This is a genomic window from Sphingomonas paeninsulae (genome assembly GCF_003660165.1).
GTDB classification, from domain to species: Bacteria; Pseudomonadota; Alphaproteobacteria; order Sphingomonadales; family Sphingomonadaceae; genus Sphingomonas_O; species Sphingomonas_O paeninsulae.
This window is the reverse complement of record NZ_CP032828.1, coordinates 137,900-156,060: the sequence shown is the minus strand read 5'-3', so window position 1 is coordinate 156,060 and position 18,161 is coordinate 137,900. Positions and strand designations below refer to the sequence as shown.

17 protein-coding genes are annotated in these 18,161 nt (G+C 59.3%); 11 read left to right on the top strand and 6 right to left on the bottom strand.

Annotated elements, in window-relative coordinates; translation table 11 throughout:
- Positions 1–42 precede the first annotated feature (42 nt).
- The 4 genes from D3Y57_RS01925 to D3Y57_RS01910 all read left to right on the top strand — a co-directional run bounded on the left by D3Y57_RS01925 (position 43) and on the right by D3Y57_RS01910 (position 3,263).
- Entirely contained in the window at positions 43–621 is a 579-nt protein-coding gene (locus tag D3Y57_RS01925) for an aromatic ring-hydroxylating oxygenase subunit alpha (RefSeq protein WP_121150858.1), read from the top strand.
- Between the two features lie 5 nt (positions 622–626).
- The gene (locus D3Y57_RS01920; RefSeq protein ID WP_162986883.1) at positions 627–1,451 is read left to right on the top strand and encodes an SRPBCC family protein; all 825 of its coding nucleotides are present in this window, start codon (positions 627–629) and stop codon (positions 1,449–1,451) included.
- Between the two features lie 93 nt (positions 1,452–1,544).
- Positions 1,545–2,447, top strand: a complete 903-nt coding sequence (locus D3Y57_RS01915) for an SMP-30/gluconolactonase/LRE family protein (protein ID WP_162986882.1) — start codon at positions 1,545–1,547, stop codon at positions 2,445–2,447.
- 285 nt (positions 2,448–2,732) lie between these two features.
- Entirely contained in the window at positions 2,733–3,263 is a 531-nt protein-coding gene (locus D3Y57_RS01910; RefSeq protein ID WP_121150852.1) for a nuclear transport factor 2 family protein, read from the top strand.
- 409 nt (positions 3,264–3,672) lie between these two features.
- On the opposite strand, the gene D3Y57_RS01905 is transcribed toward D3Y57_RS01910, so the two are convergent.
- The 4 genes from D3Y57_RS01905 to D3Y57_RS21485 form a co-directional block, all read right to left on the bottom strand.
- Positions 3,673–4,821, bottom strand: a complete 1,149-nt coding sequence (locus tag D3Y57_RS01905) for an acyl-CoA dehydrogenase family protein (protein WP_121150850.1) — start codon at positions 4,819–4,821, stop codon at positions 3,673–3,675.
- Positions 4,822–4,884: 63 nt separating this feature from the next.
- Positions 4,885–5,643 carry an alpha/beta fold hydrolase gene (locus D3Y57_RS01900; protein WP_162986881.1) on the bottom strand — a complete coding sequence of 253 codons (759 nt, stop codon included), beginning with the start codon at positions 5,641–5,643 and terminating at the stop codon, positions 4,885–4,887.
- Positions 5,644–6,621: 978 nt separating this feature from the next.
- The gene (locus D3Y57_RS21490; RefSeq protein WP_430738994.1) at positions 6,622–7,068 is read right to left on the bottom strand and encodes a DNA -binding domain-containing protein; all 447 of its coding nucleotides are present in this window, start codon (positions 7,066–7,068) and stop codon (positions 6,622–6,624) included.
- Positions 7,069–7,135: 67 nt separating this feature from the next.
- Positions 7,136–7,360, bottom strand: coding sequence for a transcriptional regulator domain-containing protein (locus D3Y57_RS21485; protein WP_430738993.1), 225 nt, complete (start codon positions 7,358–7,360; stop codon positions 7,136–7,138).
- A gap of 284 nt (positions 7,361–7,644) precedes the next feature.
- Between D3Y57_RS21485 and D3Y57_RS01890 the strand changes: the two genes are divergently transcribed.
- The 7 genes from D3Y57_RS01890 to D3Y57_RS01860 all read left to right on the top strand — a co-directional run bounded on the left by D3Y57_RS01890 (position 7,645) and on the right by D3Y57_RS01860 (position 13,392).
- A complete protein-coding gene (locus D3Y57_RS01890) occupies positions 7,645–8,391 on the top strand; it encodes a helix-turn-helix transcriptional regulator (RefSeq protein WP_121150844.1) in 747 nt (248 codons plus the stop codon).
- A gap of 77 nt (positions 8,392–8,468) precedes the next feature.
- A complete protein-coding gene (locus D3Y57_RS01885; RefSeq protein WP_121150842.1) occupies positions 8,469–9,089 on the top strand; it encodes an acyl-homoserine-lactone synthase in 621 nt (206 codons plus the stop codon).
- An 81-nt stretch (positions 9,090–9,170) separates the two neighbouring features.
- Positions 9,171–9,977 carry a phytanoyl-CoA dioxygenase family protein gene (locus D3Y57_RS01880; protein ID WP_239025790.1) on the top strand — a complete coding sequence of 269 codons (807 nt, stop codon included), beginning with the start codon at positions 9,171–9,173 and terminating at the stop codon, positions 9,975–9,977.
- Positions 9,974–10,588 (top strand): GntR family transcriptional regulator, encoded by a 615-nt coding sequence (locus D3Y57_RS01875; RefSeq protein ID WP_162986880.1) that lies wholly within the window; start codon positions 9,974–9,976, stop codon positions 10,586–10,588. Before D3Y57_RS01880 ends, D3Y57_RS01875 begins: the two co-directional genes overlap by 4 nt.
- 205 nt (positions 10,589–10,793) lie before the next feature.
- A complete protein-coding gene (locus tag D3Y57_RS01870; protein WP_121152054.1) occupies positions 10,794–10,913 on the top strand; it encodes a benenodin family lasso peptide in 120 nt (39 codons plus the stop codon).
- Between the two features lie 47 nt (positions 10,914–10,960).
- Positions 10,961–11,623, top strand: coding sequence for a lasso peptide biosynthesis B2 protein (locus tag D3Y57_RS01865; protein WP_162986879.1), 663 nt, complete (start codon positions 10,961–10,963; stop codon positions 11,621–11,623).
- Positions 11,620–13,392, top strand: a complete 1,773-nt coding sequence (locus tag D3Y57_RS01860; RefSeq protein ID WP_121150834.1) for an asparagine synthase-related protein — start codon at positions 11,620–11,622, stop codon at positions 13,390–13,392. Before D3Y57_RS01865 ends, D3Y57_RS01860 begins: the two co-directional genes overlap by 4 nt.
- Here D3Y57_RS01860 and D3Y57_RS01855 read toward each other — a convergent pair.
- Both D3Y57_RS01855 and D3Y57_RS01850 read right to left on the bottom strand, forming a co-directional pair.
- The gene (locus D3Y57_RS01855; protein ID WP_121150832.1) at positions 13,366–15,495 is read right to left on the bottom strand and encodes an Atxe2 family lasso peptide isopeptidase; all 2,130 of its coding nucleotides are present in this window, start codon (positions 15,493–15,495) and stop codon (positions 13,366–13,368) included. The two genes, D3Y57_RS01860 and D3Y57_RS01855, sit on opposite strands and share 27 nt — an antisense overlap.
- Positions 15,489–18,074, bottom strand: a complete 2,586-nt coding sequence (locus D3Y57_RS01850; RefSeq protein ID WP_121150830.1) for a TonB-dependent receptor — start codon at positions 18,072–18,074, stop codon at positions 15,489–15,491. The genes D3Y57_RS01855 and D3Y57_RS01850 overlap by 7 nt, the downstream gene beginning before the upstream one ends.
- Positions 18,075–18,161 lie beyond the last annotated feature (87 nt).

The window sequence follows — 18,161 nt, the reverse complement described above, 5'->3', positions numbered from 1 at the left end:
CGCGTCAAACAGTTGCCAGAGGTTTAACGAAAAGGACTTTTTATGGACGATCCGAAAATCACAATGGCGCAATCGGATGTACCCTATACGCCGTTCCATCCGGAACACGCGGTCTACGGCGAAAAGCATATCCCGGGGGCGAAACGAAACGATCAGAAACGCTTATATGTAGATTTTGGCACGGAACGGCACGACGATAAGCAGCGCTACACATCGTCAGCGGTGATGACGCTCGAATGGCAAAAGATTTGGCGTAAAGCTTGGATCCTTTGCGGTCATGAAAGCGATCTGCCTGAGGTCGGCTCATTCATGAAGGTAGACTTTGGACCGGAATCCATTTTAGTCGTGCGTCAGGCAGATCAAAGCCTCAAGGCGATCTACAACGTGTGCCAGCATCGAGGAATGCAGCTCGAGGCCCGGGATTTTGGTACTAATGTCAGGTTTAACTGCCCATTCCACCTGTGGCAGTACGACCTTGCGGGCAAATGTATAAAGGTTACGGATCGCGAAAGTTTTCGTGCCGAAGCACTTGATCATGACCTTGATATCGAACAAATCCGAGTGGATTCATGGAAGGGATGGATTTTTATCTCTATGGATCGAGATGCTGCCCCCTCCTAGAGTATTTGGGTGCAGAATTTGTTGCTCGTCTTGATGCCTATCCATTTGAGCAGATGAAAAGAATGTCCGACAAGCGCCAAGAATGGGACGCTAACTGGAAATTGGCTCTCGAAGCGTTTATTGAGGGTTATCATCTGCAAGGGTTACACCCTCAACTCATACCGCTCGCTGATACGTATCGCACCCAACGGGATGTTTTCCCTAATGGACATAGCGCTTCAATATCGCGGTTTCTCATACCGAGCGAGCAGTATGCTCATCGTTTGAACGCAAAAATTACCGATGAGCATAATCTGTTCATGAGAGAAGCGGGTATCGATCCCGTGACCTTTCAGGGAGGACCTGCCGACGTAAGAGAGGCTATAATCAAATCGAAAAGAGCGAATGCAAAAACAGCAGGATATGATTTTAGCATGTTCGACGATGAGCAGCTCATTGACGATTGGACAGTCAAGCTTTTTCCTTCGTGCACATTCAATACCCATCCGGAGGGCGTACTCGTGCAGCGATGGTTGCCTCATCCGACTGATCCGGAAAAGCTGACTTATATTAGCCAGATCTGGGCTTTGCCAGGGCGCGAGCTGCCAAGCTATATGGGTATTCCGAGCGACGCTGATCGTAGCGGCAAATCGATACGGAAGCCTGTCTACCTTGATAAGAATGATCTAGAATCATTGGGCCCCGTAATAAGCCAAGATGCGTCAACCATGCCTAAAATACAAAAGCGACTACGATCGGATGGCTTCAAAGGTTCGATATACTCGGAGCAGGAGATCCTAATTCGGCAATTCTATGCGGAGTATGAGCGTTACGTAAGCTTGGAAGACTGAAGCGGGCTTGCTGACTTGAGAAGAAATTCGAGTTGTACGCGTTAAGTCGCTAACCATATGATATGCGTAGATGAAAAGCCTAGGAGGGGTGACTTGCAGGACGTCAGAGCTTTTGGAAAAGGTGTGCTCCGTTCAGAGGGCGTCGTTGTCGATAAGAACAACTTTGTGTACGGCGGGGGTCGGAATGGCATCATTTATCAAGTGACGCCTGACGAGAAGGTTGTCGAGTTTTGTACATTACCTTCGGGATCAATCCCTAACGGGATCACGATGGATCAGCAGGGCAATATTTTTTATTGCGATCTCGGAAAGCAAGCAATCATCAAGGTAGATCGTCTTGGACGGCCAGAGATGTTTGCAGATCGTGCCGGAGATACTGCACTGACGCTTCCGAATTTCGCAACCTTCGATGCGGATGGAAATTTGTATGTTTCCATTTCGTCTGATTTAACAATCGATAACGTATTCGAGGAAATTAAGAATCCAAAGCCGACCGGCTCGTTAGTCAGGTTCAGGACCGACGGCCGAAGCGAGATAGTTGCTACCGGCCTCTGGTTCGCCAATGGCACTGCAATAGACCCACAGGAATCGGCAGTCTATGTTCTGCAATCTACTCGTAGTGACTGCTTGCGGATAGAAATAAAGAGCGACGGGTCCTTTGGACATCCAGAGGTATACTCTAGCGATTTTCCATCGCATCCCGACGGAATGGCTTTCGCAGCAGATGGTTCATTATATGTGACGCTAACGGGGTACGGGGATAACGGCCATTTTGAGGAATCAAACCAGCAACTCATTGTCATAGATACGGACGGTCGCTGGTCGCCGTTCGTAGATCGCCCGGATGGCAGCGACGGCAGCACACTGCGTGTCCCCACAAACTGCGCATTCGGCGGACCCGATCTCCGCGATTTATTTATTGCCAACGTCGATGGCGACCATTTAAGTCATGTTCGGACCAGCGCGACCGGGCACCCTCTTTATCACCAGCGCTGAAAAATATGACACGTATGCATGAAAGATACGACTCATGTTCATGGCCGTATACTGACGCCGATTTCGAGACGAGAAAGGTATGGCGACCCGCACCCAGAAATCCGGATGTGATCACGTGGGTCAGGAATTGGCTTAGGCGCCATTCCATCCAAGGCCTGAAGGGCACCGATGATATTTTATGCATGTTGGGGAAATGGATAATGGTGGCGGCGCTAGGCCGTTTCAGGTGTCGCGAAATAATCTACGAGCATGCTGATTGACTAAATCCTTCTGTTAGAGGCAGCCATGACCATGGTAGAGAGCTTTTCGAATAATTCGTCCCTGCAATATATGCTGGACCGTTCGGCGGTTGAAGAAGTCATAAGCGGTTTTGCGCTTGTCCAGGACGTGAAAAAGTTCATGTTAGTGGAAAAGTTCTTGAGCGAAGATGTCGTGTTTGATTATGTGTCCGTCTTTGGAGGCGAACCATTTTCGGGCAGGACAAACATTTTCGAATGGATCCTTACCCGCATACCGGGTTATGACGCGACCCAGCACCTAATCAGTAACTTCCAAATAACAATTGAAGGGAGATTTGCTCGTGTGCGCTCGCATGTCCGCGCCACCCTTGTAATTGACGACAGCAGCTGCATTATCGGGGGGCATTATCTGCATGAGTTGCACAAAGAAGGTGATGGTCGCTGGCGGATTACCTTGTTGCGATTTACGAAGTTGTACTCAGAAGGCGACGCTGCCGTGCCCGTCGCGGCAGCGACCCGAGCAGCTGCGTGGCTAGCAGATAACCCGCTCGTCACAGATCAAGAAGCGTGGTTGTAGACCGGGAAGTACGCAGGCATTGTCGAGCGAACAACGTTTCGTTCTATGCTCCCGAGATACCGCGCTGCCATGTTGAAATAGCGGCACCCATTGCTCGGTACTAGACCAAGCCGGAAAGATAAGGAGCCGCTATGCGCAAGGGGACAAGGATCACCCGATGGGGCGACGTGGATCAGCCTTCAGGTTGCCACGCCCAGCTCATAAAATAGTGATCTTGTTGAGTGTACCTTAACGGACGAAATCCAGCCCTGATACCTGCGGCCGAGCCCAAGGCGACCGCCGAGAATATCAGGGCACTTTAGAAGCGCCGCACCTGACCAAAAACCTACCATAGATAGTCTGGTACGGCTATGCTGGCGATCACGGCAATAAGAAAAACGAAGCGCCGGATGCACGATGGTTATCGGCTTTACAACGTGCGCCCAATAGCCATCCGCATAATTTCCGATGTGCCACCATAAATTCGATGAATCCGCGCTGCGGTGTAAAGTTTGGAAATAGGATATTCGTCCATGTAACCGGCGCCGCCGTGAAGCTGTACGCACTGATCCACCACGCGCGCTTCCATTTCCGTCAGCCATAACTTCGCCATAGCAGATCGTTCGTTGTCAAAAATTCCCGCCGCCATTTCGGATAGGCAGGAATCGAAAAACGCTGTTCCGACGGCGAGATCGGTCTTGATGTCGGCGAGCACGAACTGAGTATTCTGAAAATCGAATATCTTCTTACCAAAAGCTGTCCGGTCCTTGACAAAACCGAGCGTAATTTCATAGGCTGCATAGGCAGTTCCGAGAGCTCGGGCCGCTATATTATAGCGCTCCTTGGGTAATTCGGACATCATCAACTTAAAACCAGCACCTTCCTCTCCCAAGATATTTGTTCGCGGAACGCGCACATCGACGAAGAACAGCTCTGTGGTGTCGCTGGCTTTCATACCCATCTTTTTTAGCGGTTTGCCGCGACTGAATCCGACTGTGTCTGCCTCGACCATTATCATCGAGATACCGGCAGCTCCCTTGGTCGGATCTGTCTTGCAAGCAACCAAAATCAGGTCGGCAATTGCACCGCTGGTGATGTAGGTTTTTGTGCCATTGATTATATAGTCTTCCCCGTCATGGACTGCCTTCGTTCTGATCGCCTGAAGGTCGCTGCCGGCATTGGGTTCGGTCATTGCAATCGCAAGGATAACTTCGCCCGAGACGATCGCAGGGAGCCATTTGCGTTTCTGTTCCTCGGTGCCAACGGCCAGAATGTAAGCAGCCATTTGATCGATCTCTAGCGATCCACCGACGCTCGAGCCCGCAGGACAGTAGCCCAATTCTTCGGCCAATAGCACGCGATAAAGAAAATCCCCGCCAGGTCCACCATACTCCTCTGGAACGAAAACACCCAGGATTCCTGCCGCTCCTGCCTGACGCCAGAACGAACGATCCGGAACGCCGAGTTCTTCCCAGCGCTCAATATTCGGAACCAAATGCTCGTTTAGAAAACGTCGTATAACCCGCCTGAAAAGCGCGTGTCCTTCATCATAAGAAGTGCGATGACTGTCGATGGACATATTTTTCTCCCAGCGGCGCGACTTTTATCAGCTCGCCAATTTTTTATCGGATTAGGCGCAGCCTCAATGACGTAGCGCCAGCAAGCTGCCGAGCTCGCGGTTAAAGACTTCCGCGCCTTCATACATCACCCAATGTCCGGAACCCTTGACGACACGAAACTCCAAATCTGGCCGGAACCGCTTGAGAACGTCATGCTGCACTTCTGGATTCGGATGGGGACCATCAAACTCACCCCAAATGGCATCAATTGGTACGTCTGTGCGCGGAAGGACGTGCAAAAGGCGATCCGGCATAACCAAGGGGCGAGGATTAACTCGTGCCAGCGGAATATTTATCGACTGGAGATAGAGAGCAAGCGGATCTACGTTTTCCGGATGATGCAGCATTATGGCTAACAAGTTCTGCCGATGGGCCGCGATAATATCGTCTGCGGCTGACAAGCCGCGGTAAGATATCGTAGGCATAGGCCCAGTCGGCGTGTCTAGACCGCCAGTCCCGACGAGGATCAACCGACCGACAATGTCCGGTGCGATCGCAGCGAGATGGGTTGCCAGTACTCCACCCAACGAGAACCCAACAACGTCGACCGGGGCATCGAAATGGATGAGCGCACGAATGCCTTGCGCGATGGCCTCAGCGAAGCTGTCCGCATCGTCTGGACGCTGCGGAAGGCTAGATCCTCCATAACCGGGCAAATCCGGCGCAAACACCGAAAAGTGCTTTTCTAAGTACGAGATATTCCGGATCCAATGCATCCACGAGCCATGGGCGCCATGAAGCAAGACCAGCGGCGGCCCTTTTCCCCAACTGTGCCACACCATGCTACCGTCTCCACACGGCGTTTCAAATCGTGTGGCACGGGATGCCATTTCGGCAACTACGCCAGCGGGAGTCGGCAAGGATGACATCGGTTAACCTCTTATTACGATCGACAACGGGCCATCAATTTGTTCGAAAGACAGCCTAATGCAGCTCAACGGCGCTTTTGCTAATCTCCTGCGCCTTGGCCCATAGAATGCCAAATGCGAGCGCGTTGTGCCAACTGATGAGGCAGGCATTCCATACGGGATGCCTAGCCAACTTTCATTGGTGCCTGCGCTTGGAGTTAAGCGAGGTTAACAGGCAGAATGTAGCACTGCCGTCGTTCTCATCATCATAATATCACGATCCAAGACATTTGCGCGTGATAAGTATGAATCCACGGTGATTGCTCGCCGAGCAAGCAGGTGACCGTGAGGCGCCGACTCGGCCGCAGTTGGTAATGGACAGGGGAGATTAACGATGGCCGGAAAGATATGGCGCTGGTCAGTAGGCAGGGAGGGGGGCGCGGCAGCTAGGTCCGATGGGCCTTGAGCTTGCCAAGTCCGAGGAGTTCCTCGGTAAGTTCGGGCCGAGATGCGACGTTTTACAACTATCAGAAATTTCAAACTGGAAACGAGGGCGAAGATCGCCGTGATTCATCGATAAGCCAGGCATGAGACCGATGGACACCTTTATCAACCAGGGGAAGGGCGCATAAAAGCTCTATGTACAGGGAGGGCATTCGACGATAACTGGACGTCGCGCGCACTTGCCATTGAAGCCCGAAGATGAACATCAAAAATCCCCTCCATCGTCATGTTCCTGCTCGTTGCCCAGCGGCTCGAAGAAGAAAAGGAGTGGCTCGCCGGGATCACCGGTGAAATGGAACCCGAAGTCTGATTGATCCCCGTCTACGATCCTAGCCGTGAAGAGGGCATGGTGGGAGGTTATATGAAATACTTCGTTCTCCATCCAACTGACATGGCCAGGTTTTTGTCTCACCGAAGCGCCTCGGCGGGATAGTCTTTGGTCAGGAGCGTCTTAAAGGCGCCGCTGTTCATGCGGCGTGCATTGGCAACAAATCGCCTGACACGCGATCGCAGGAAATCCGAACTTGAATTCCAGTCGCAAGCGACGACATTATTTCCAAAAAGTGCGCGGGCTATATCCCTGTGGCTCGCGCCCGCCACGGTGGCGTCGTGCACGCGGAGCACGGTAAGCGCATAAGCGATCGATCGATTGTGCGGGTACAGGGCGGGATCGAATACCCTGTGTCGGTGGAAGTGGAGGAGGCGGCGCAGCGGCCACAGTCTCGCTTCGGCACTGACTGTTCCATTCAGCAGATAGTGCAGGTGAACGGGGTGTCCCGCAGCGAGGCTCCCGTGTGTAACATCGAGCCTAATTCGCTGCCAGCCGTCGCTCAAAACCGCGTGCTCGACCGCCATCGCATCCCTCGCAATCGTGAGCCACGGAGCCAGCATGGCGGGATCGAGCCTTTCCGGATCCCTATCGTCACTGGCCTCGGCGATGACGGGCATCGTCTCCGGATCGAGTTCGGCACGCCAGATGATGCAGGCTTCGGGGGCAGCGCGTGCCGGATTTTCCGCGAAAGTGCAGCCCCCAGTCGGCGATGTCGCCGTATGACGGTGTCGCGCTGACCGCTCCGTCGCGCATCGCGCGCGTCGCACGGCGATGCCAGGCGATGTAGGCAGGGTCGCGGCGAAGCCATTCCCACATCAGACCGGCCCGATCTATCCCCAGAAGACGTTGGTATTGATCAGCATTTTCCCAGTTGGTAATCATGCGGACGGAACCGATCTGCTTCCAGGGGGTTCGAGCAGCTCAAGTATTCGTCGGTCGTTTATCTGCGTAAGTCGTTTCGGGCTAAGTTCAGACGGCAATATCAGGCACCATCGCGAGACTCTTTGGTGAGACAAGGAGCATCGTGAGACCAACCGGGGAAAGGCGATTACGGGAACTTGCGTCGGTCGAGCGACGGCCCTGGATCGAAATGAAATGCGATGTCCAGACTGGCGATAGCTGATGCGTTCTCGCAACTGACGCGGGCGGCGACCACCTCCGATGAATTGTACGCCGCCTTGCTCGACGTCAGCATCAGCATGGGCTTTGCCTTTTTCGCCCTCATCCACCATGCCGATATACTGCTCGTTGGTGGCAAGGCGATCCGGCTGCACAATTATCCCGCGGACTGGGTCGAATATTACGACGCCAACGCGCTTGGCCTGGTCGATCCGGTCCATCGTGCCAGTCACATGACCAACGAGGGCTTTGTCTGGTCGAACATTGCCGGGCTGATGCCACTCACGGCTAACGACAACCGCATGTTCGAGCTCGGGGCCGCAAAGGGCCTCGGCAACGGTTATACCGTGCCCAACAATATCCCCGGCGAGCCGATGGGGTCCTGCACATTTGCCAATGGTGTCGGCGTTGCCATGCCGGTCGACATGCTTCCGGTAGCACAACTGGTCGGTCTCGCGGCGTTTCAGTGTGCCCGCAGGCTCTGGGAAATCCGGCCGATCAGCACGGGCAAGCCTCGCCTGACCGGGAGGCAGCGCGAAATCGTGGTCTGGGGCGGGCGTGGCAAAAGCGACTGGGATACCAGTCGCATTCTTGACCTCAAGGAAGACACGGTTGCGCGCCATTTCAAAGATGCCCGTAAAAAATATGGAGTGGGGAAGCGGATCCTGGTCATCATCCATGCACTGCGCGATGGGACGCTCAGCTTTCTCGATTTCGAACCCTATTGATATTCCCTGTTCAGGGAATAGCGCCGCAATCCGAACCCCCCGATCTTTTGCCTCTCCAAACGAGAGGTTAAACGACCATGCTGCACATTCTCCATTCGACACACGGGGGCGTTCCCGATCACATTTTGCGGGGCATGTTCGCCGCACGTAAAAGCGTGTTTATCGACCTGCTGAAGTGGGACGTGCCTGTGCTTGCCGGTCTGTACGAGATCGACCAGTTCGATGATCAGCATGCCAGCTATCTCGTCCTGACGGACGAGAATGACGCACACATGGCGTCGGCACGGCTGCTGCCGACGACACGCGAGCATATCCTTGGCGACATTTTCCCCGAGCTCTGCGAAGTGCCGGCACCCCGAGGCGAGACCATCTACGAGATCACGCGCTTTTGCCTCGATCGGTCGCTGAACGCACGGGACCGGCGAACCGTGCGCGATACGCTGGTCAATGCGATCGTCGGTCATGCGCTGGTCAATGACATCACGACCTATACCGCAATTGCCGAGATGGGCTGGTATTCGCAGATTCTCGCCTTCGGCTGGGACTGCAGGCCCCTTGGCCTGCCGCACAGCGACGGCACCAAAACCATCGCCGCGCTCGCCATCACCATCGACAGCGCAACGCCCGGATTACTCGATGCCGCCGGCATCCGGTCCATGTCCACCACGTTGCCGCGCGACAACCGCGTTGCAGCCTGAGGGGATATCGTCAAGACCGAGATCAATTCTGTCGATGTCGATCAAACGGCAGCGCTCTTGCGCGCGCAGGGCTATTGCATTGTGACCGACGTTCTTCCGCGCGCGAAAATCGCCGCTCTCGACCGCGACCTGTCGGATGCCTTTGCGACGACGCCGTTTGGAACCGGCGGCTTCTATGGCGAGACGACAAAACGCTTTGGGCGGCTGCTTGCACGTTCGGCGCATGCCGACGCGCTCGTCGAGCACCCGCTTATTCTCGCCGTGGTTGAGAACATCCTCGCGCCGTTCTGCGACCGGATCCAGCTCAACGTTGCCCAGGCTATCGCCGTCCATCCGCAAGCGCCCGCACAACTGCCGCACCGTGACCATGATATGTGGCGCGCGCCCGTCGGCGAAACCGAATATCTCGTCAATATCATCTGGCCGCTCAGCGCTTTCTCCGCTGACAATGGCGCAACGATGATCTGGCCGGGCTCGCACGGTGTTCATGCGCTCGATGCCGAACCGGCCATGCAGCCCGTTGCTGCCGAAATGTCGCCCGGTTCGGCGCTGCTGTTTCTGGGCTCGACGCTGCATGGCGCGGGGCGCAACATCAGCCGAGATGTCCGCCGTGGCGTGGTGATTGGCTATTCGCTGGGGTGGCTCAAACCTTACGAAAACCAGTGGCTCGCTTATCCGCCCGATGTCGCCCGCACGTTTACGCCCTCGCTGGCGGCGCTCGTCGGCTATCAACAACATCGACCCAATTTTGGCAATTACGAGGGACAATGCCCTTCGGTCCTATTGCACGGGGAGCCAGACGAACCGCTGGGCGCGATCGATGCTCTGCGACCCGATCAACAGACTCAGCTCGAAGCCTTTCTGGCGGAGCAGAGGCAAACGTCGTGAATTCGGGGCCGACATCGGAGCGCGTTTACGACGTGCTCCGGCATCGCCTGCTGACCCGCGTTTACGGTCCGGGCCAGCGTCTCGATCCGTCCATCCTCGCCCGTGATCTCGCCACGAGCATCACGCCGGTGCGCGATGCGCTTCATCTGCTTGCCGGTCGCGGTCTGGTCGATGTCGGCACGGGCGAGGGGTTTCATGTGGTCCAGATCGATGCACCCGCGCTCGTCGACCTTTATGCCTGGAATCTCGGGGTGCTGTCGCTGGCTTTGCGGTCCTGGCCGCGTACCGTCGATCGGTCGGACAGCGCTTTCGTGGAACCCGATGCGTTTGCGGGCGACACGGCGTCGCAGATGGCTGCGCTTTGTCTCACCATTGGCCAGATGTCGTCGAACGCAGAACACCGTCCCGCGCTTGAAATTCTCAATGATCGCCTGCAGCCGATCCGGATGGCCGAGGCGAGCCTTATCGAGGATCCCGGCAGCGAGCTTCGTGCGTTGCGCACCGCGCTCGCGGCACGTGAGTCGCGTGCGCTTCGTCAGCTTCTCGTCCCCTATCACCGCAGACGGCAGCGCAAAGCGGCAGAAATCGTCCGCGTCCATTATCGGCGCTGAGCGAAATTTCTGCCAATCGGTCGATGTCGCCAACCGACCTTGATGGTTTCATCCCGCTGATTGTTATGGATTCTTTGTGAAGCGGTGCATCGACCGATCACGCCGCCAAACAATCGCCAAATAAAGTTCGTATAAACTTGGGATATCGATGCGCTGGGCTCAGATTTTCCTGGCTGCACTTTCGCAGCAGTCAAAGGAAACAGTCATGGAACGCATTGAAGACGTGATCGAACTTGGCACCGCCACGATCGAAACCAAAGGGCCACTCGGCCAGGGTGTCGATGAAAACAAGCGTATCCCAGTCGCCGGCCTGTCCGAAGACTGAATGCACAAGCGGCGTGCGGACAGCGTCCGTACGCCGTGAGGCGCGCCATGACCTACATCCTCCCACCAAACCTGAGCGTATGCGATGCCGGCGGACAACGCGTATTTCTCGATGTCGCTGCCGATCGCTATTTTGCCCTGTCTCCTGCGATCGATGCCACGTTCAGGCGGCTCGTCGATGCAGCGGAGCCCGAGCCGGGCGATGCCGGCAGGCTGGAGGGTCTGGTCGCGCGCGGCATACTATGCTCAGCGCCTGGCGATGCGCGTCCGGGTTATTGCAAGGCACCGCGCACGCCGCGATCCGATCGAGACTCTTTCCCGGACTCCGAACCGCGCCGCCTGATGACGCTGGCCGCAGTGGCCATGCTGGGTCGCACGATCGTCGACTTGCGCGTACGCTCGCTCGAGCGGGTACTGGCGAGCGTCACAAAAGCCAAGCGGCACACGGTCGCAACCGCCGTGACGGGCTGCGCCGCGCGCCACGCGGTCGCCTTCAGCCACGTCGATCGTCTGGTCTCGTCGCTCGATCGCTGCCTACCGCGTTCGATCGCGCTAGCGCGCGCGATGATCGCCGATGGCATCGTTCCTGACCTCGTCCTGGGCGTGAAGCTGCGACCGTTCGAAGCGCATTGCTGGATCCAGCACGACGATCTGCTCGTCAGCGACCATCTCGGTGCCATTGCGCCTTTCACGCCGATCCTCGTCCTGTGACCAGTTATCGCTACATCGCGCTGGTCGCATCGAGCACCGAGGGCCGCAGCGCCTGGGAGAGGGCAAGCGCCAGCGCCATTGGCAGGCTCACGGGATTCGAGGCCCATCGCTTCGGCACGCGCACGAGCGTCCTCTGTGAGCGTGATGCCGCGATCGCCATCGGGAACGAAGGGGTACTCGTTGGCCTGGTCTTTCGGCGTGGCCGAAACGAGCCAATGACCGCCGTCGACACCGAGACCCAGCGGTCGATCGTCGCCAGCCACGGCGAATGGCTGATACGCGCCCATTGGGGTGCCTATGTCGCCATTCTCGACACAGACGATACCGGTCGGATCGATATCATTCGCGCCCCGCTCGGTGATCTTCCCTGCTATGTCCTGACCAACAGGAGCGGCGTTTTCGTCGCGTCCGACATCGACCTGCTGGTCACGCTGGCGGGGTATGACCCCGCCATTGCGTGGCCGATGGTCGCGCGCCATCTCACCAAGCCCGATCTCGGGGGCCGGACGACCTGCCTCGCTGGCATCGACGAACTGGCGGGCGGCGAGCGAATGCGGCTCGACAGCGGGGCACCGACGATCGAAACGCTCTGGTCGCCATGGACCTTCGCTCACCCGACCCGGCACCTGACCGATCGGTCTGATGCGGTGATGCGCGTCCGCGGTGCTGTCCAGACATCCGTACGGGCACGCGCCAGCCAGCATGACTCGGTTCTGCTCAAACTTTCGGGGGGCCTCGACTCCTCGATCGTCGCCGCGTGCCTGGCAGGCGCCGCACGCCCCACCGTTGCCCTCACGCTGGTGACGCGCGATCGCAGCGGCGACGAGCGCGATCACGCGCGCAGCGTGGCCCGGCACCTTGGCATTCCGCTCATCGAAGCCGATCGCGATCCGAGCCTAATCGACATCGGTCATTCCGATGCGGCGGGACTGCCACGTCCATCGGTGCGCAGCTTTGCCCAGGCAAGCCTGCGCATCGCAACACGCGTGGCGCGCGATCACGGCGCGACTGCGATCTTCGATGGCGGCGGCGGCGATCAGATGTTCTGTTCGCTCCAGTCGGCGGCGCCGGTTGCCGACTGTCTTCATCCCGATGGCGGAGGCGGTCCCTTCTGGGCGACGGCGCGCTCGGTCGGGATTGCGGCGCAGACCAGCACCTTCGAAGTGGCGCGCCGCGCGTTCATCCGCGTCTGGACCCGCGGTCCAGCCTTCCGCTGGCCGCTCGCTTCGAAATTCCTCTCGGTCCAGGGTAAGGCGGACGGCCTGGCTGGCGCGGAGCATCCATGGCTGATTGCGCCCGAGGGCGCGCTCCCCGGCAGTGCGGCCCATCTTGCCTTGCTGGCGTCGGTGCAGAGCCTCGTGGAAAGCAGCGATCCGCGGTCGCCGATACCAACCGTGTCACCGCTGGTGACGCAACCGGTCGCCGAAGCCTGCCTGCGCGTGCCGAGCTGGTGCTGGACGCGCAACGGCCACAATCGCGTCATTGCGCGCGACGCGTTTCGGAGCACGTTGCCGCCCGCGATCGTCGACCGCCGCGACAAGGGCACGCCCGACGGTTTCGTCATTACCTTGATTGAAACCAATCGCGCGCAGATCCGCGACCTTCTGATCGACGGTTTGCTTGCCCGTCACGGCCTGCTCGATTGTGCGGCCATCGGCCTGGCCTTGTCGCCGGCCCATATCCGGAAAGCGAAGGACAACGCCGCGCTGATGGATCTCGTCGATGTCGAGGCATGGGCGCGGTCATGGCACGGCGGCGGGCAGGCCTGAGTCCGCAGCGCGCGGCTGCAATGCGCGCAGCGCGCGCCAGCGGACATATTGCGCAGTCTTCGCGGCGTCGGGATCGACCGTGTCGCGCAGCCAGAAATCGAACCAGTCGATGACCCGGTCATAGATCGCCAGCCGGTGCGCCGGGTGCCATTTGTTATGATGTTCGTCGGGGAACGCATAGAGTTCGACGGGTTTGTGATTTTCGCGCAGCGCGGTGAACGTTTCGAGGCTCAGCAGGAGCTCGTCATCGGCCAGCTGCATCAGGATCGGCGTGTCCATAACGCTGGCGTTGAGCGCCATTGAATATGGCTTCCAATAAGATTCGCCATTCTGCGTTGCGAGCGGAAAGCCCAGCGCGCGATTGAACCTGGCCCAGACAAGCCCCCCATAGGTCATCGCCGTTTTCGGCTCGACGCAGCACGTGCTGATGGCAGCGGCGGCAAACACGCGACTGTTGACCAAAGCAAACCGCACGCTCGACGAGCCGTCACTCAGCCCGGTAATGCCGATCCGCTTCGGATCGATGGTGCCGGTTTTCACGGCCAGGGCGACCCCGGTCAGGATCGACGAAAGCTGGTTGCGCCGCTCGGCCCAGTCCTTCACGCTTGCCGCATTGATCGCGTCGTAGGTTTTGAGCTTCGGAAACGCGCGCGCAACATTCGGTGTCTTTTCGAGGCTCAGCACGGCAAAGCCATGCGCGGCGAGCGCGAAGATCGGATATTCATCGCCGGTCCCGCCGCGCAGGAAGCCGGTGCTGTTGTATTGCACGACGATGAGCGGCAGCCGGTCGCTGGACTTCGCGGCGGGCGGCAGGACGAGATCACCCCATGCCGGCAAGCCGATGTTGTTGCGCCAGGTCAGTCGCTCGACCTTGCCGAGCCTGAGCGTGGCGAATTCGGGATTGGGGTCGTAGACCGTTGCCGCCGCAGCGGTGGCGGGATCGATCAGCGCGATCTGGCGCGGGACCGTCGAGGTCTCGCGCGTACACAGGAATAGTGCGCCATGGGGCAGGCAGCCATGCAGCACGTCGCTGGTGACGCCGAGACGCTGCGGTGCGCCGCTTGCGGGACCCCAGCGATAAAAGGCCATCTGCATGTTGGCAAAGCCTTCGCGGCGCAGATAGACCAGACTGCGCCCGTCGGTGCCCCAGAAAATCTGGACGATCCTCCCGGAACATTGCGGCGCGGTGCAGGGTCGCTCGCGATGATTCGCGTCGGCGAGGTGGATGCGCAGCGGGCTGACCGGTGACACGTCGCTCGGTGCCACCCACGCGCGCCAGCCGCCGGGACCGGTCATGTCGGGATTGTTCGGATTGCCACTAACGCGTTCGGGCGCCAGCGCTGCGCGTTCGACCGGTGTGGCGGCATGGCGCGCCCCGTAGGTGAGCGCCACGACCTCGAACCGTCGGGCCGCGTCCCTGCCAGCCTGTGGCCGGGCGCTCACCTGGGGGGTGACCCGCTCGTCATAGAGCCAACCGGTCCGGCCTTCGGCCTCGATGCGTGCCCGCTCGGCCACAAGGCCGGGCCGGCTCGCGACGACGATGGCCTCGTTTGAAAGCCAGGCCCAGTCGGTGATCCCCGCCGCGCCGTTGGTCACGGGCGCGGCCGCGCCGCCATCGGCACCGACCCGCCACACCTGGGTGATCCCGTGATCGCGCCGCAGATAGCCGATCGATCGACCGTCGGGTGACCAGGCCGGCGTGACGACGTCGGGGAAGCCGTCTTCGTAGAAGAGTCCGTCGTCAAGATTCACGATCCTGATGAGCTCGCCACCACGGTCGACGATGCGCGGGATGGCGGGCGCGGCGATGTCGGCCACCATCAGCATCCGGCAATAGCTGTCGGTCGCGGGGTCGCCCTGGTTGACCAGAAAGGCCACGCGCCGCCCGTCGGGCGATATCGCCAGGGGGCTGGGCATGCCGAACAGCGAGCCGTCGGGAAGCCCGATGTCGCGCAGCCGGGCGATATCCATGGTTGTGACGTCGCGCGCGGGACTGCTGGCATTCGCGTCGGGCGGTGGTGCGCAGGCGGCCTGTGCTGCGGGGATGCCGCAGCGCGCGATCAGGACCGCGGTCGCGACGGCGCGCAGGCGTGCCCTTACCATTTCTTGGCCACCGTCAGGCTCACGAACCTGCCGATCGGCGATCCGTTGGTGCTGTCGTAAGGCGCCAGCAAGAACAGCGACACCGGTATGGCGCTGGGCTTGTCGTTGAACAGGTTCTGCACTGCCAGCGTCACGTCGAGCCCGCTGAACGCTCCTGCCGATGCGGGCGTGCGATAGCGCGCAGTCAGGTCGAACGACGTGTTCGGTTCAAGTTTTGTGTTCGCCGCTGTCCGGTTGTCGCGGACGCTGCCCGCATAACTGTAGAACGCCGACAGCGTCAGGGCCTTGTCGCTCCAGCTGGCCCCGCCACGCGCCCGGACGTGCGGCGGGTTGAAAATCGTGCCGGCCAGCTGGGTGACCGGCTGCGTGACACTGATCTGTTGTTTGCTCTTGAGATAGCTCGCGTTCGCCACCAGATCGAGCGTCCTTTCTGCGCCCAGCGTTATGGGAACGTCGAGCAGCGCGTCGATGCCATGAATCTGCTGCCGTCCGGCATTGACCTGGCTGTTATCGGCAATCGCAACGACGTTCGCCGGATCATAGGCGGCCCCGCTTGCGTTGAAAAATGCCGTGGCATTGGCGATCAGCGCGGCGAGCTGCGCCGCGCTCGGGGCATAACCGATCTGCGGCGCATATTGCGGGTTGCTGAGCGCCCCCGAGATACTGGCGATTGGCGTCACGATCCGGTCGCGATAGCGCGTGTCGAAATAGCTGATTTCGAGCCGGGCCCCGGCGAGCGCCGGCGGATGGATCGCGAGCGTCGCCGACCAGCTCGTTGCGCGTTCGGGTCTCAGATCGGGCTTGCCACCGACCACGTACAGCACCGTCGCGCCGGCAGGATAGCCTGTGCCGCCGAGCGCGGTGGCGCGAAACAGCTGGACCGCGGGTGGCTGATATTGCTGTCTGAGCGTGGGCGCACGGTAGGATTTTCCCCAGCTCGCCTTGACATCGAAACTTCCCGATGGCGCGTAGATCATTCCGAACTTCGGGGTCGCCACACTGCCGATCCCCGGATAGCGTTCGTAGCGGACCGCTGCCGACAGGTCGAGGCGGTCGATCCCGCGTACGCCCTGACCCGGCGAAACGACCGGCAGTGCCAGCTCGCCAAACGCGTAGCGGCTGTCCTGCGACCGGATGATATTCTGCGGGTCGTCGGGTTCACCGAGACTTTTGAAGTCGTTGTTGCGATAACCGACGCCGAACGCCGCCTTGATGTCCCCCGCCGGCATCGTCGCCAGACTGCCCGCGCCACCCAATTCGACCGACTGGCCCTTGTTGCAATAGCAGCTATCCTTGCTGTCGTCGCGGACAGTCCCCGTGAATATGTCGGTGCGGTAATCCGAGCGGTCAGCGGCATAGGTAGCGCTGAGCGTGAGGTGCCAGGTTCGGCTGACCGTCCAGTCGAGCGCGGGTGCGATCGCAAAGGCGCGCGACCGCGCCGGCGCTTCGGCATGTGCGGTGACGATATCGCCCCCGAAATCGATCGGGAAGATCGAATTCTCGTGACGCTGGCTGTAGAGCGCATCGAGACTGAACGTCAGTGAGGGCGTCAGCGCCTGGTGGAAGGTCAGCAGCGCCGAATGGCTTTTGAGCGACGGAAACAGCGTCAAGCCCGGCGTCGCGTCGCGCGCATAGGAACGGTCGTTCGACGTGATCAGGCTGTTGCTGTTATACTCATAGGCCAGCGCGAAGCCGCCACCGGTCCACCGTGCCCCGGTCAGCACACCATATTGCTGGGAAAAGTTCCCGCCGTCGGTCGATCCGCCAAGCCGTGCCCGCGTTTCCAGTCCCTGATAATCGCGCTTGAGAATGATATTGGCGACGCCTGCGACCGCATCGGAACCGTAGATCGCCGAGGCGCCATCGGGGACGATCTCGAGCCGGTCGATGGCGCTGAGCGGAATCGTCGAGACATCGACGCTCTGGCGCGACGAACTGTACGAAACACGGTGGCCGTTGAGCAATGTCAGTGTCGCATCGCTGCCAAGGCCCCGCAGGTTGATCGAGGACCCGCCGCCGATATCGACGCCGCTGGCGGCCGGAACATTGTAACCGATACCAGGCTGCTGGCCGCCGCCGAAACTCTGCGGGATCGAGCGGACCACCTCGCCGAGACTCGCTTGCCCTGCATTGCGGATGCTGTTTTCACTCAGCGTGATGACCGGGGCGGCAACCGGCGCGCCGCGGATGCGCGATCCGGTGACGACGATCGATGCGCTGTCGGCGTCCTTTTTTGAATCGCTTTCCCCATTTGTTGCCGCGCCGTCGCTTTCGACTGCAATCCCCGAGGCCATCGTCCGCGCATGCAATCCCGTGCCCTTAAGCGTGAGAGCCAGGGCCTGCGCCACCGAATACCGGCCGGCAAGGGCAGGGGCTGTTATGCCCTCGACCGTGCCACCGGCGGCGAGAATATTCGTGCCCGACGAGAGTGCGATGGCCTTGAGCGTATCGCCCAGCGCCTGCGCGGGCAGATTATAGACGACGTCGTGTGGTGCTTGGGCGTAGGCTGGCAGCGCCATGGTGGCGGTCGCAAGACCTGCCGTCGAGCAGAACAGGCTGGCGTAAAGTCGGTAAGTCATTGTCGTCCCCTGCGCGCCGCCGTGAAATCGGCGTCAACGGGCGAAAGATGACGGAGAGGTCGATCACCCCCCTTTTTTATGCAGCTT

Coding starts and splice junctions, on each gene's coding strand:
- D3Y57_RS01925 (WP_121150858.1), top strand. CDS start 43: ATGGACGATCCGAAAATCACAATGGCGCAATCGGATGTACCCTATACG.
- D3Y57_RS01885 (WP_121150842.1), top strand. CDS start 8,469: ATGCTGCACATTCTCCATTCGACACACGGGGGCGTTCCCGATCACATT.
- D3Y57_RS01870 (WP_121152054.1), top strand. CDS start 10,794: ATGGAACGCATTGAAGACGTGATCGAACTTGGCACCGCCACGATCGAA.
- D3Y57_RS01890 (WP_121150844.1), top strand. CDS start 7,645: ATGTCCAGACTGGCGATAGCTGATGCGTTCTCGCAACTGACGCGGGCG.
- D3Y57_RS01905 (WP_121150850.1), bottom strand. CDS start 4,821: ATGTCCATCGACAGTCATCGCACTTCTTATGATGAAGGACACGCGCTT.
- D3Y57_RS01910 (WP_121150852.1), top strand. CDS start 2,733: ATGACCATGGTAGAGAGCTTTTCGAATAATTCGTCCCTGCAATATATG.
- D3Y57_RS21490 (WP_430738994.1), bottom strand. CDS start 7,068: ATGGCGGTCGAGCACGCGGTTTTGAGCGACGGCTGGCAGCGAATTAGG.
- D3Y57_RS01850 (WP_121150830.1), bottom strand. CDS start 18,074: ATGACTTACCGACTTTACGCCAGCCTGTTCTGCTCGACGGCAGGTCTT.
- D3Y57_RS21485 (WP_430738993.1), bottom strand. CDS start 7,360: ATGTGGGAATGGCTTCGCCGCGACCCTGCCTACATCGCCTGGCATCGC.
- D3Y57_RS01855 (WP_121150832.1), bottom strand. CDS start 15,495: ATGGTAAGGGCACGCCTGCGCGCCGTCGCGACCGCGGTCCTGATCGCG.
- D3Y57_RS01865 (WP_162986879.1), top strand. CDS start 10,961: ATGACCTACATCCTCCCACCAAACCTGAGCGTATGCGATGCCGGCGGA.
- D3Y57_RS01900 (WP_162986881.1), bottom strand. CDS start 5,643: ATGGTGTGGCACAGTTGGGGAAAAGGGCCGCCGCTGGTCTTGCTTCAT.